This window comes from Beijerinckia sp. 28-YEA-48 (assembly GCF_900104955.1).
Taxonomy (GTDB): domain Bacteria; phylum Pseudomonadota; class Alphaproteobacteria; order Rhizobiales; family Beijerinckiaceae; genus Terripilifer.
On sequence record NZ_FNSI01000001.1, the window covers coordinates 3,519,865 to 3,534,011 of the forward strand.

At 58.5% G+C, this 14,147-nt stretch carries 8 protein-coding genes; 2 read left to right on the plus strand and 6 right to left on the minus strand.

Annotation, left to right across the window (positions count from 1 at the left end; translation table 11 throughout):
* Positions 1–107 precede the first annotated feature (107 nt).
* Together BLW50_RS16625 and BLW50_RS16630 are read right to left on the minus strand one after the other, a co-directional pair.
* Positions 108–983, minus strand: coding sequence for a fumarylacetoacetate hydrolase family protein (locus tag BLW50_RS16625; protein WP_090704554.1), 876 nt, complete (start codon positions 981–983; stop codon positions 108–110).
* A gap of 23 nt (positions 984–1,006) precedes the next feature.
* Positions 1,007–2,182, minus strand: a complete 1,176-nt coding sequence (locus BLW50_RS16630) for a Rieske 2Fe-2S domain-containing protein (protein WP_210186092.1) — start codon at positions 2,180–2,182, stop codon at positions 1,007–1,009.
* Positions 2,183–2,284: 102 nt separating this feature from the next.
* On the opposite strand from BLW50_RS16630, the gene BLW50_RS16635 reads away from it, so the two are divergent.
* Positions 2,285–3,235 carry a LysR family transcriptional regulator gene (locus BLW50_RS16635; RefSeq protein WP_090704558.1) on the plus strand — a complete coding sequence of 317 codons (951 nt, stop codon included), beginning with the start codon at positions 2,285–2,287 and terminating at the stop codon, positions 3,233–3,235.
* Between the two features lie 135 nt (positions 3,236–3,370).
* On the opposite strand, the gene BLW50_RS16640 is transcribed toward BLW50_RS16635, so the two are convergent.
* A complete protein-coding gene (locus BLW50_RS16640; RefSeq protein WP_170850203.1) occupies positions 3,371–4,321 on the minus strand; it encodes a Bug family tripartite tricarboxylate transporter substrate binding protein in 951 nt (316 codons plus the stop codon).
* A gap of 249 nt (positions 4,322–4,570) precedes the next feature.
* On the opposite strand from BLW50_RS16640, the gene BLW50_RS16645 reads away from it, so the two are divergent.
* Positions 4,571–5,476, plus strand: a complete 906-nt coding sequence (locus tag BLW50_RS16645; RefSeq protein ID WP_090704561.1) for a LysR family transcriptional regulator — start codon at positions 4,571–4,573, stop codon at positions 5,474–5,476.
* Positions 5,477–5,614: 138 nt separating this feature from the next.
* On the opposite strand, the gene BLW50_RS16650 is transcribed toward BLW50_RS16645, so the two are convergent.
* From BLW50_RS16650 to BLW50_RS16660, 3 genes are all read right to left on the minus strand, one after another.
* Complete coding sequence (locus tag BLW50_RS16650; RefSeq protein ID WP_090704563.1) at positions 5,615–10,288, minus strand: beta strand repeat-containing protein; 4,674 nt, start codon at positions 10,286–10,288, stop codon at positions 5,615–5,617.
* Between the two features lie 726 nt (positions 10,289–11,014).
* Complete coding sequence (locus BLW50_RS16655; RefSeq protein ID WP_090709235.1) at positions 11,015–11,584, minus strand: GNAT family N-acetyltransferase; 570 nt, start codon at positions 11,582–11,584, stop codon at positions 11,015–11,017.
* 38 nt (positions 11,585–11,622) lie between these two features.
* Positions 11,623–13,980, minus strand: coding sequence for an Orn/Lys/Arg family decarboxylase (locus BLW50_RS16660; RefSeq protein ID WP_090704565.1), 2,358 nt, complete (start codon positions 13,978–13,980; stop codon positions 11,623–11,625).
* Positions 13,981–14,147: the final 167 nt, after the last annotated feature.

Below are 14,147 nucleotides of genomic sequence, written 5' to 3' on the forward strand. Positions count from 1 at the left end.
ATCGCTGTTTGGCATTTGAAATTTGCGATAGGGCTATAAGGAGGGCGGCGGGTTTCAGCTTCTTCCCACCTTGCTGCTACCGTTACCCGCTTGTCTTATTCCGCTTTCTATTTTACATCGACGACGCGGTTTTGCAGCAAGCCGACGCCTTCTATTTCGATCTCCAGCCTGTCGCCACTTTTCAACCAGACGGGCTCCGGCTTTCGAGCAGCACCGACTCCCGACGGCGTACCTGTAAAGATGATATCACCCGGAAGGAGCTGAATGCCTTTCGTCAGATAGACGATCGTTTCCGCAAGAGGAAACATCATGCTTGATGTACTGTCGGACTGCATGACCGTACCATTGCGTCGTGTTTCCAGCCGCAATCCCTTCCCGCCCGGAGGGAGTTCCTTGGCATCAACAATCCATGGACCGATGCTGCCTGAGCGGTCGAAGTTTTTGCCCATTCCCCATTGAGTGGTATGGCGCTGGAAGTCTCGCACGGTGCCCTCGTTCCCGCAGGAGTACCCCGAAATGCACGACAATGCGTTTTCCATCGTCATGTATTTCGCCGGCTTCCCGACATAGGCAACCAGCTCTCCTTCGTAGTCGAATTGCTCCGATGCCTTATGCCGAACCAAATCCTCCCCCTGCGCCACAAAGGACGAGGGAATGCGCATGAATATGCTTGGATGTTGAGGAGATGTATCCCTCAAGCGTCCTTCTTTGAGATGCTCAAGATAGTTCAATCCAAGGCATATGATGCGGGAACTGGAAGAAATCGGCAGCGCATATTTGATAGAACTAAGAGGCATTCTATCCGATGACTTCGCCTTCGCGACGACTGCCTTCAATCGCGAAAGTTCACCCTCCACGGCAACCAGAAGCGCGCCGACATCATGCGACACTCGATTATCCACCGATGCGATATCAACGACATGGTCTTCATCGATGACACCAATTTTCCGAGCTCTATTGTGCTCGAAGCAAACAACCTTCATTTCGATCTCTCATGTAAAGTTGATTAGACCGAACGCTTCGGTTGCGGCAGGTCGGGTGCTTTAGCGAGGCGGCGCCAGTTCTTGGTCGGCGTTTGCTCCGAGAGAGCCGTCATTTCCCTGAAAAACAGGTTGCGCAGGAAGACGACGCCCTTGTCGGATTTCCCGAGCAGTTCTCTGGATCGGTTCGCAATGACACCTTGACCGACAAGCGCAACATAGTCTTGCGCGCTTGTCAGACGAACCAGCGGATCTTCCGGATATTCCTTACGATTGAAGAGCGCGTCATGGTCATCGGTCGCACAGTAGGATTCGACCTCGTCAAAGTACTTCGTAATCCGCTCATCGGCTTCTGGCGTGGAAGACGGAATGCGTCGCAGCGAGAAGCGAGCCGTTTTCGTGTCATCGATCGGCACCATCCAGTTCGCTGTGTCAATCCACGGATCGTCGTCAGTCAGTCCCGGAACGCGGACGTGATTACAGTTCGGAAATGTCCAGTTACTAACCCGAACATTGTCCTTGGAACGCGTCGCTGTTTGCTTGATGCCAGCATCCGTTTCTTCGTAATCCAATTCCGGAACAGTACCAGTAATGGCTCGACCAAACTCGCCCACACGCCCAACCATATGCGCGAAGCTGACATGCGCCGGATCCAGAGAGTTTTCGACATGCTGGAACCAATTGCAGGGCCAAACCTCCAAGCGCGTGAACCCTAGATCATTCGGCCGCTCGAAAGCATCGCTGCGCGGAAGGTCGAACTCCGGCGCCTCTCCGGCGCCCATATAGGCAAATATCAAGCCCGCATATTCATGCGTCGGATAGCTGGCAATACGAACTTTATCGGACAGAGGAGACGTCTCTGCGGGACGCTCAACGCAGCGCCCGCCACCATTGTATTTCCAGCCATGATACATGCAGCGAATTTCTTCGCCTTCGACCCAACCCGTATGCAAAAGGGTCAACCGGTGCAGGCAATGGCCACCGACCAGATAACATTTACCGCTCTCCCCCCGATAGAGAGTCAGATCCTCACTCATGATCCGGAGGGCCGTGGCTGATTTTGGCTTCAATGTCCTGGACAATGCGACAGGCTGCCAGAATTGCCGCAGCAGCTTCCCCATCGTCGTGTTGGGCGCAGTTTGGCTCAGGGAAAGCAATCGCTCCTGTCTAGTGGAATGGTTGCTGGTGATCGCGTCTTCCATCTCGATTGCCCCTCTGAAAATTCGCAACTGATCTCAGAGGGTATAGAAATGGCTCCGCATTTGAATTACAATGAATATGATTTGAATAATTGATCACGGAACATGATATATCCATCTCTCAACAAACTCCGCACTTTTGTCGCCGTAGCTCAACAGGGAAGCTTCAGAAAAGCTGCCGAGCAACTGCATTTGTCGCAGCCCGCGCTCAGCGCCCACATTCGGGCTTTGGAAGAATCCCTCCAAGTCTCCCTGTTTCATCGAACGACTCGCAGCGTTGTGTTGACCAACGAAGGAAGCCGTTTGCTAAGCGGCGCGCAGAGAGCCTTCGATGCGCTGGACTCGGTGCTCTTGGACCTTCAGGAACAAGTGGCCCTTTTACGCGGTCGCATCACCATCAGTTGTTTGCCTTCGATTGCCTATCATGTCTTACCGCAAGCGATTGCTGCTTTCGCGAAACTGCATCCAGATGTTGATATTCGCGTGTTCGACGAATTAAACGCCAGCCTGGTGCGGCGCATAAGCAATCGAGATGCAGATTTCGGAATTGGTCCACCGCCTGACGAAGAGGCGGATCTTCATTTCACGCCTCTTATCAAGGATCCATTTTATGCCGTGGTGGCAAGCTCTCATCCGCTGGCATTTAAAAAGGAACTAACCTTTAAATCTCTTTCGAAATTGCCCCTTCTCACCCTGAAGAAGGGGACAAATATTCGGCACCAATTGGATCAGGCATTTATCCGTGCCGGTCTTGACTTAAAGCCAACGCACGAATCATCACATCGGGCGGCATTAAGTGGGTTGGCAGAGGCTGGGTTGGGGGTTGCTCTATTGCCCAGCATGACTATTGCGATGATCGATCATCCAAAACTTGCAAAGATAAAAATTGTTTCGCCAGAACTCTATTCCGAGTTTGGCATTGTACAGCGCAAAGATCAGGCGCACGGACCGGCTGCCGCAGCTTTTTTGGAAACATTGACGAGCATCTTGAAGCAAAGCCGCGCTGCGCAGGAAACCGATCGTAAGGCGGGCGTCCGAAAGCGGTCGACAATCTAAGTTATTGCCTTGGATTGACGAAGGGTCCCTCGCCATTGAAGAGCCGAACCCACTTCGTTGCGCCAGCGTCGGATATCAATTGGGCCGTCATGAACAAATCTGCCAAAGCGATAGATTCCCATCGTCTTGCGGCACCTACTCTTTCTGTATCCCAACGAGGTCGATGATCTTCTGCCATTTGGGGATCTCGCGATCAATGAACGCACGAAATTCGGCCGGACTGGTTTCCAAAGGGTCATATTCCGATCCCGCTCCGCCCATACGTTCTTTCAATGCCCCAGATTTTACACCCGCAACAATTCCCTCGTTTAATTTGGTGATGATTTCCTTCGGCGTCCCTGCGGGTGCCAAAAATCCCATCCATATTCCCATGTCGAATGTCGGCATTCCGTAGCTCGCGATCGTGGGTATGTCGGGAGCCGCCTGAGCTGGTTCAGCACTCGTGACACCGAGTGTTTTAACCTGCCCGGCGCGAATGGAGCCAAGTACGGTTGTCGTAAATGTCAGGTCGACATGGCCAGCTATGACGTCATTCAACACCGGAGCGGCGCCGGCATAGGGTACGTGCCGCATCGATAATCCCGCCAAGACGTTTAGCAACTCGCCCGCCAAATGAGGCGTCGAGCCGATACCGACGGAAGCATAGGTGAATTTGTCGGGCGACTTCTTGGCAAGATCTATGAACTCGCGCAAAGAGTTTGCGGGAAAGCTCGGTCGCGTGATCAGATACTGAGGAGAATTGATGACGAGAGCTATGGGCTCGAAATCCTTGACCGGATCGTAAGGCAGATTCTTCTTAAGACTGGGATTGATTGCCAGGCTGGTCGTACTGCCTAGTAGGAGCGTATAGCCATCCGGGTCGGCTTTAGCGACATTTCTTGCTCCGATGATTTGAGATGCGCCGGGCTTGTTCTCGATAATGAAAATGCCATTCATCTCTTTGGAGAGAACGTCAGCGACCGCTCGAGAGAGTACGTCGCCGGGCCCGCCGGCCGCATAGGGGACCACGATAGTGACCGGCCTGCTTCGACTGGGATAGTCTGTGGCGGCGTAGGATGGCGCAGCGCTAGTGAAGAGTGTCAGCATCAAAAACGCTAATCGTGCGCGTCCAGAACTATTGCCTCGTGGCCCCATGCTTATCTCTCTCCCCCCAATTATCCGCCACTCATTGATGGCCACTGCTTCATTTCCGACTGGCTTCCTTGGCCAACCGACCCCTCGAAAGCTCAAACTTCGCGCCACGGTGGATCTGGTCCAGGAAGCGCACTTGAGACCATTGAAGTGACTTCATATTGGAATTACAATGAATAAGAACGGAATAATTGATCACAGAACATGATATATCCGCCCATCACCAAGCTGCGAACTTTTGTTGCGGTGGCCCAACAAGGAAGCTTCAGACGAGCTGCTGAGCAGTTGCATCTGTCGCAGCCAGCTTTGAGCGCGCACATCCGGGCGCTAGAAGAGACGTTGCAGGTTTCGCTGTTTCATCGAACAACCCGAAGCGTTGTCCTAACAACCGAAGGCGCTCGGCTTCTCAGTGGAGCGCAAAGAGCATTCGATGCGCTAGATGCAGTTCTTTTGGATTTAAGCGAACAAGTCGCTCTGCTTCGTGGACGGGTCACCATAAGCTGCTTGCCGTCGATCGCTTATCACGTTTTGCCACGCGCTATTGCCGCGTTTGCCAAAATGCATCCAGACGTCGACGTTCGTGTCTTTGATGAGCTGAACGTGGGACTATTACAGCGGGTGAAAGATCGGGATGCGGATTTCGGAGTTGGGCCGCAGCCAGAAGATGAGGTCGATCTGCAGTTTACGCCTCTGATCAGGGATCCATTTGTTGCGGTGGTGGCGAGATCTTATCCGCTGGCATCGAGAAAGAACCTGACCCTTCATGCTCTTTCTAAACTGCCCATTCTTGCGTTGAGACGAGGAACGAATATTCGCCATCAACTCGATCAGGCATTCGCACGCGCGAAGCTCGAGTTAAAGCCCGCCTATGAATCGTCGCACCTAGCAGCGTTGAGCGGATTGGCCGAAGCGGGGTTGGGAGTCGCCCTCCTGCCGAGCATGACAATTCCGATGGTTGGTCGCCCGACGCTGTCAACAATCAGAGTTGTTTCGCCTGAGATCTATTCGGAGTTCGGCATTGTGCAGCGAAGGGATCAGGCTCACGGGCCTGCCACAGCCGCATTTTTGGAGACCCTTACGCACATATTGAAACAGAACAATCTGGGTTGACCCAATTACAATCGTTTGGAAGCCCCAAATGGGCCAGTGGGTTCGGATAGGAACGTCGCTCCGACGATCGAAAAGTCCCCTTGAGGCCAAGCGAGCGAAGCCATGCAAATCGGGGCCATCGGCGACGGCCCCGTTCGGCTAACTGTGCGTAATCTTGATGCCGCCGCTGCCATCTGAGGCGAAGCTGAAACTCCCCGTCCCCAATGTCGAATTTTGGAAGTCCAGGGTCGCGACCTGGTTGGAGCCATTGGTGATCTGGAGCATCCCGTTCGTGGGATTGTAAAGCAACGCCGCCCCAGTCGCCGAAAAGCTATGCAGATCGATTGTGTCTCCAGCGACAAAGTTTTCAAGCAGCGGTCCCGCATACGACGATCCGCCTACGCCGGTCCCGAACAAGGCCGCATTGTCAATCGTCAGCTGGCTGGCGCCGAGAAAATCGATTTGAGAATTGGCGGCGGCGTCGGCCGCGACTTCCAGCAAGCCGCCGGCTTGAAGATCAAACTGGCCGGTGCTCGTGGAGCTGACCGCAGTCGAGACATGAAGCGACCCCGCGACGACGAGGCTGCCATTGTCGGTAACGTTGGCGACCGAATTGGAGCCGGTCAGCGTCCAGTCGCCACCCGCATCGGCGATCAGCGTCTGGAAACCGCTGAATGAGCTTGAACCGATCGACCCGATGGAACCGGTCCCTGCGGTCAGCTCCAGCACGCCACCATTGCCGTTGACCGAGCCGCTGAAAACCGCGCCCGGATCAACGATCAGCCGATTGGCGCTGCTACTGACTGCGAAATCCACGGCGGAACTCGTCCCGGAGATTGTCCCGGCATTCTCAACGGTGCCGGCCACGCCAAGATAAACGCCGTATTGTCCACTAATGGAGCCATCGTTGATGACGTGGGCTGAGCCATTCGGGATATAGATGGCGGCAGGGCCATAGCCTCCACTGGTCGGCGCTTGAATCACGGCGCCGGCATTATTTGTGACGCTCCCGCCTCCGAACAGGCCGATGGTGTCATCGAAGGACGATGTAATTCGCCCGCTGTTGATGATCGTACCGGCCGCGCCGTAGACGAAGATCGCGTCTTCCCCACCGGAGATGGAGCCGGAGTTGGATACACTCCCGCCGTCTTCTAGGTTCACGCCGTAACCGCCGGAGCCGCTGTATCCGGAAATTGAACCGGAATTGAGGATGCTGCTCCCCGCGCCTTGGAGCGAAATGCCATAGCGCTGGGATGAGGAAACAGTTCCGGCATTGTTGATGGACCAAGCGGCCGAAGAATTTCCGTCGATTCCGTCGGCTCCGCTTGCCGTCGTCTTCACACTCCCCGCGCTGGCGATGGTTAATGGGTTACTTGAAGCCGACAGTGTGAACGGCCCGGTGACCGTGCTGCTGATCGTTTGGCCGCCGCCGCTGACGTTGACGGTGAACGTGTCGGTGGCCGCGGTCGAGGATGGGCCGCCGGACGCGGCCTGCGTCGCGGTGATGGTGTGGCTGGCGTTGCTCAACGGGCTTGTCGGCGTGTAGCTCCAGCTTCCGTTCGACTGCACCGTCGTCGTCACCGCCGCGCTACCGTCGATCGACAGAGTGACCGTGTCGCTGGCGATGCCGGTCCCGGAAATCGTCGGCTTGGCCGTGGTCGTGTCGGTTGAGCCGTTCGCCGGGCTGGTGATCGTCGGCGCCGCTGGGCCAGACGCGATATTGACGGTGAACGTGTCGGTGGCTGCGGCTGAGGATGGCCCGCCGGACGCGGCCTGCGTCGCGGTGATGGTGTGGCTGGCGTTGCTCAACGGGCTTGTCGGCGTGTAGCTCCAGCTTCCGTTCGACTGCACCGTCGTCGTCACCGCCGCGCTACCGTCGATCGACAGGGTGACCGTGTCGCTGGCGATGCCGGTCCCGGAAATCGTCGGCTCGGCCGTGGTCGTGTCGGTTGAGCCGCTCGCCGGGCTGGTGATCGTCGGCGCCGCCGTGGCGGACGCGACATTGACGGTGAACGTGTCGGTGGCCGCGGTCGAGGATGGCCCGCCGGACGCGGCCTGTGTCGCGGTGATGGTGTGGCTGGCGTTACTCAACGGACTTGTCGGCGTATAGCTCCAACTTCCGTTCGACTGCACCGTCGTCGTCACCAACGCGCCGCCGTCGATCGACAGGGTGACCGTGTCGCTGGCGATGCCGGTCCCGGAAATCGTCGGCTCGGCCGTGGTCGTGTCGGTTGAGCCGCTCGCCGGGCTGGTGATCGTCGGCGCCGCCGTGGCGGACGCGACATTGACGGTGAACGTGTCGGTGGCCGCGGTCGAGGATGGCCCGCCGGACGCGGCCTGTGTCGCGGTGATGGTGTGGCTGGCGTTACTCAACGGACTTGTCGGCGTATAGCTCCAACTTCCGTTCGACTGCACCGTCGTCGTCACCAACGCGCCGCCGTCGATCGACAGGGTGACCGTGTCGCTGGCGATGCCGGCCCCGGAAATCGTCGGCTCGGCCGTGGTCGTGTCGGTTGAGCCGTTCGCCGGGCTGGTGATCGTCGGCGCCGCCGGAGCGGTGGATGAGCCAAGCGTGACGACGATCCCCGTTCCTCCGTCCGAAGCCGCCAGAAGTTGGCCGGAGCCAAGTGTCGAAGCACTAAAATCGAGCGTCGCCGTTTGCGACGCGCTGTTGGTGATGGTCGCGACGCCGGTTGCGCTGTTGTAGGAAATCGCCGCGCCGGCGGCGGAAAAATTATGGATGTCGATAGTATCGCCAGCAACGAAATTCGAGAGAACGGGGCCGGAGAAGGAGGCCGCATTGTCGATAATCAGCTTGCCGCCGCTAGCGAAGCCGATCTGCGATGACGAAGTCGTATCCGACGCGACCTCAAGCGAGCCCGCGAGCTGAACCGCGGTGATTTGCAGCGCGCCGCTCAGCGCCCAGACAGCGCCGGGATCGACGACGAGCTGACTGAAGTTCTCGAAGCTTCCCGAGGTTCCGCCTATCGTTCCGCTGAGCGTTCCCGCCGCGCCGGAGCCAGACAGCTCCAAAACGCCATTGCCGCCGGAAACAAGTCCGGTGAACGTCGCGCCGGGCGCAACCACGACGCGATTGGAGGCGCTGCTGAAAGTCAGGTCGACGGCGTAGCTCGCGCCGGAGATCGTTCCTAGATTGGTGACGGTTGCGGCGGCGCCGGAGACATAGACGCCATAGCTGCCGGTCGCCGAGATCTGGCCGGTCGCGCCATTGACGATTGCGCCGCCAGCTGTGAGGTAAAGTCCCGCGACGTTGCCGGAGATCTGGCCCGTATTATCTATGGTGATGCCTGAGGCCGGCGAATAAATGCCGGCGGCCGACGTGCCGACGACGCCGGAAATCGTGCCGGCGTTGTTGATGAGCCAGGTCGTACCGGAGGGCGCATTGATCGCGTCGCTGGTGCCTGTCGAGGTGACGCTTCCCGTGCTGGTGATGGTCAGCGGATTGCTGGCCGAGGTCAAGTATAGGTTGCCGCTTGCCGTGCTGATCGTCTGACCGCCGCCCACATTGACGGTGAACGTATCGGTGGCGGCGGCCGAGGATGGCCCTCCGGACGCGGCCTGCGTCGCGGTGATGGTGTGGCTGGCGTTGCTCAACGGGCTTGTCGGCGTGTAGCTCCAGCTTCCGTTCGACTGCACCGTCGTCGTCACCGACGCGCCGCCGTCGATCGACATTGTGACCGTGTCGCCAGCGATGCCGGTCCCGGAAATCGTCGGCTCGGCCGTGGTCGTGTCGGTTGAACCGTTCGCCGGGCTGGTGATCGTCGGCGCCGCCGTGGCGGACGCGACATTGACGGTGAACGTGTCGGTGGCGGCGGCCGAGGATGGCCCGCCGGACGCGGCCTGTGTCGCGGTGATGGTGTGGCTGGCGTTACTCAACGGGCTTGTCGGCGTGTAGCTCCAGCTTCCGTTCGACTGCACCGTCGTCGTCACCAACGCACCGCCGTCGATCGACAGGGTGACCGTGTCGCTGGCGATGCCGGTCCCGGAAATCGTCGGCTCGGCCGTGGTCGTGTCGGTTGAGCCGTTCGCCGGGCTAGTGATCGTCGGCACCGCCGGGCCGGACGCGGCTGGCGCGTTGTGCGCGGCGAAGACCTGCTGCAGGCTGGGCTCGTTGCTGATTGCGTTATCGCCATTTTGGGTACCCCAACTGTAAGCGATATCGAAGGCTGGGGTAGGCACGTACTGGCCCCAGGTAGAAAGGATCTGCTGCTCCTGGGGCGCCGTCGGCAATGTGTAGGAGGACGCAAGCGAGCCTCCGCCAAATGCTTGGTATATCGGAACGATGTCAGCGAGCGGGATTCCCCCTGCCACGGCTGCGTTCACAGCGTCCGGGATCACACTTAAATTGTAACCGTTGCTCAATTGGGGCTGGACCGGCTGTGGACTGATCCCGAAAAGATCGACGTCAGTGTTCTGCGGATTGTAGAGATTGTAGACTGGGCTGGTGGGTGTGCCCGTGTTTTGAATCCACATGAATGTTATGGCGCCGGGCACGTTGGCGTGGATGTAATCAGCTTCAGCCTTGATGTTCGCCGCAGGGACCGTCGTGGGCTGATCGGCGATATAGAACCCATACAGTTTCGGGTTGCCGATGTATTGATTGACGGCAGCCTCGAAGGCAGGCGTCACACCGTCTGTCATGCCGAGATAGACGAGGCCCTCCACGCCTGCCGGTAGCGCATTGAGCGCATCAAGGGAACTCACATCCGCTAAATTGAAACCATCGGCGCCTGGCGCATAGGTCTCAACGCCGTTTGAATCAACTAAGTTGCTGTTCGGCGCATAGTGAAGATTTGTGGAGGGCGCAGTCATCGATCTACTCCTTGCGGTGTCTCAGGATGGCTATTCAGAGTTTGAACAGCTGCGATGATCGCCCTCGCAAAACGCATCGCCCTGGCGCCGAATTGCGCCACCGTCCAAAGCTTGCGGCGCCGCCGAAGTGGAAGAATGTCGTTTCATACGCATGGAGCCGGCCCTCGTAGCAGAGCGTCCCGCGTTGCAAACACGCACGACGTTCGGCCGTCGTCTCGAACGTCCGGCTACAGGCGTCGCGACGGCGGGTCGCAGGCCAGACCGATGATTGCGCGGTTCGGCAGCTTATTCAGTCCCTATTCCGGACGCGCCGACACCATTAATGGGTACCCATAATTGGTACCGAGGGGCTATGCTCCGGTCGTTGAACGACAAATTACATTGTTACAAACCGCCAAAGCTTATCGAAAAAAATGTAATCGAAGCCGACTTCAACATAGGTGGAGAATACTACGCCGTTAGGATCAACAGACGCTCGGAGCTGGCGGTATTTGAAGTGGTACTCCGAAAGAGGTATACCCCATAAAGCAACGAACGGCAGGTCGGCGTTCACCTGGCCGACAGTGGCAAAGCCCTACAGCCGCAGGCGGCCTGTCTGATAAGCACCTTGCTGCAACGCTCGGAAATGACGGCCGAGGAACTCATCTCGCTCAACGCGCATTCAGATGCTTCGCAAAGCATTGACTGCTGCCAAGACCGATTAAGTTCGGCTCGTCGCCGATCCGCTTAGCGCGCGGGGCGGGGCGTCGGCTGAGCCGTTGAACCGGCGCCCAACGAGCGTTGCACCATAACGCTGTCGGACCAGCGGCCATATCGATAGGCGATCCCGCGCAGCAGACCGACCCTGTCGAAGCCAAACCTCTCGTGCAGACCGAGCGAGGCCAGGTTGTCGGCGTCGATATAGCCGATCAACTGGTGAAAGCCGGCAGCCGCACAGGCATCGATGATCGCCTGCATCAGAAGCCGTCCGATCCCCCGGCCGAGATGCCCGTGATGCACGTAAATCGAGTGCTTGGCCGCGTAACGATAGGCAGGGCGCTTGCGGAACGGGACGACATAGGCGTAGCCCACCACCTCGCCGTCGAGCGTCGCCACCAGATGCGGCAGGCGGTGGCTACGCAGGTTCTTACGCCGCTCCTTCAGATCGTCCGGCTCGGGCATCCCGCTATCCTCGACGCCCTCCTCGATGCCGCGGCGGATATGGCGACGATAAATCGCCATCATCGGCTCGACATCGCTATCGCGCGAGGGACGGATGACAATCGACGACACGTTTCCTGATGAATCGTTTTCCATGAGCATAGTCAGTCTAGCGTGATCGGCCTTCTACCGCTCTATTCGGAAACGACATAGGTATGCAAGCTGATACGGCCTGACGCATCGACCTCGCGGTAGACACCCTGGATTTCCACTTCGAAGCCCGGGAAGGCGTTGAAGCAGACCTCGAACATCTTGAGATAATCGATCATCGGCTGCGCCCGCTCGGTGAGCCGCTCGCCCGGCACAATCGTGGCGATGCCGGGTGGATAAACGACGAAAGGCGTCGTGGCGATACGGCCGGCGAGAGCGTTGATCGGCAGGAAGTCGACATCATTGCGCACGAGGTAGCGCGCCGCGTCGCGCGGCGACATGGCGATTTCGGGCAGGTGCTCAGAGGAGAATTGCTTCGCCTGAAGGGCGCTGACGCCAGCGTCGCGGAAGAAGCGATGCATTTCCCCACAGAGATCGCGCAAGCGCACACCGGCGTAGCGTGCCCGCCGCCGTCCGTAGAACTCAGGTATGACGTCTTCCAGCAGGGCGTTGTCGTCGTGCAGCTTTTTGAAGGCGACGAGACCACTGATCAGGGTTCCGGCCTTGCTGGCCTCGATACCAGGCGTCAGCAGGAAGAGCAGCGAGTTGAGATCGTTCTTCTCCGCAACGATACGGTTCTCGCGCAGATACTGGGCGACGATAGGGGCTGGGATGCCGTGCTCGGCGTAACCGCCGGTCGCGCGGTCGAAACCTGGCGTCAACAAAGTCAGCTTGTTCGGGTCTGTCATCGCGAAACCCGCCGTCATGCTGGCGAAGCCATGCCAGGCCTCGCCAGGCGCGAGCTGCCAATAGGCCGGATTGCTCGCTAGTTGATCGGTGCTGATCGATTCCCAGGCGACATTGTGGATGCCGCCTTCGCGTGACACATCCGGAATGGCGACGCGATCGGGCACGAAGGGTTCGAAGAACCAGCGGCGTTCCGGCCGTGCCTCCTTCTCTTCGAACTCGCGGCGCACGGCGCGGATCTTCTTGCGCAGCTCAATGCCCAGCCGGATCGTATCGTCCCAGAGCACTTCGCCAGAGCGGCCCTTCATCATCTGCGCGCCGACATCGAGCGAGGCGAAGAGCGGATAGAAAGGCGACGTCGAGGCATATTGCATGAAGCTCTCGTTGAAGCGTCGATGCTCGACACGTCGCTTCTGGCCGCGAATATGCCTGTCCTTCATGTGGATCTGCGACGCCTGCGAGAAACTCGCGAGCTGCTTATGGGTCGATTGCGTAGCGATGATCCCCGGCGCCTCGGGCCCAAGGTTCGTCAGCCCCATGGCGAAACGCCCAGCATAGAGCGGATGGAACTTCATGAAACCGGCCCAGGCCTCGTCGAACAGGATATATTCACAGAGGTGGCCGATACGCTCCAGGATCATCTGGGCATTGTGGATCGTGCCATCGTAAGTGCATTGCTCGACGACCGCGACGCGGAAGGGGCGCGGCCTGCGCCAGGCCTCGGGATCCTTGACCAGAGGGTGATTGCGGATGCGCTGGCGCAACACCTCCTCGTCGAGCGAGTCCCAACCCATGGGGCCGATCAGCCCCCAGGCGTTGCGCACCGTCGGCACATAGACCGGGATGCCACCGCTGATCATCAGCGCGCCGTGATGGGCGGCCTTGTGGTTGTTACGATCGAACAGCACGAGGTCGCCATCGGTGACCAGGGCCGCAAGCGCGACCTTGTTCGAGGTCGAGGTGCCATTGAGGACGAAATAGGTCTTTTCGGCCCCGAAGATTCGCGCCGCTTCTTTCTGGGCCTTGAGCGCTGGACCTTCGTGTGTCAGCAAGTCGCCGAGATCGAGCACGGAATTGTCGAGATCGTCACGGAAGACCGCTTCGCCAAGATGTTCCATGAAGACGCGGCCGATCGGGCTGCGGCTATAGAACACGCCGCCGTTGTGGCCCGGACAGGTCCAGAGCTGGTTGCCTTCTTCCGCATAGTCGACGAGCGTACCGAAGAACGGCGTCTTCAACGTTTCGGCATATTGCTTCAAGCGGCTGATGAGGTTCTTGGCGATGAAGGGCGGCGTCTCTTCCGAAAGGAAGACATAGCCGTCAATGAAATCGAGCACTTCGACGGGCAGATCCTCGAACCGCTTGCGGCGGATCAGCAGGATGATCGGAAAATCGAGGCCGCGACGGCGCATCAGGTTGATCAACGCCGCTGTCTTGCCCTCTAGGCCTTTCTTGCCCCAGTCGACGACCATGCAGCCGATGGCGGCATCGGTCTGCACGGCAATCTCGGCGTCCTCAAGTTTACGCGCCTTGACGACCTCGAAGCCGGAACGCTCGATTTCGGTGACGATCTGATTGAAGCGGACGCCCTCGAGATCATCCGCGTCAAAGGTCGGCGCCGAGAAGAGGAACGTGAAACGTCTGAAATAATCCATGTCTGCCCCAATCGAATTGAGCGTCGATCTGTCGTCGCGTTAGATGACAGTATGGTGACATGGACATAGCTCCGGCGACCAGAGGCGCAGGACGAAACCGGGCAGCGCGTCGTCGTAGATAACCAAATCCCGATCGCGCTTTTCAGAATGAGCCGTTTTAATAGCTC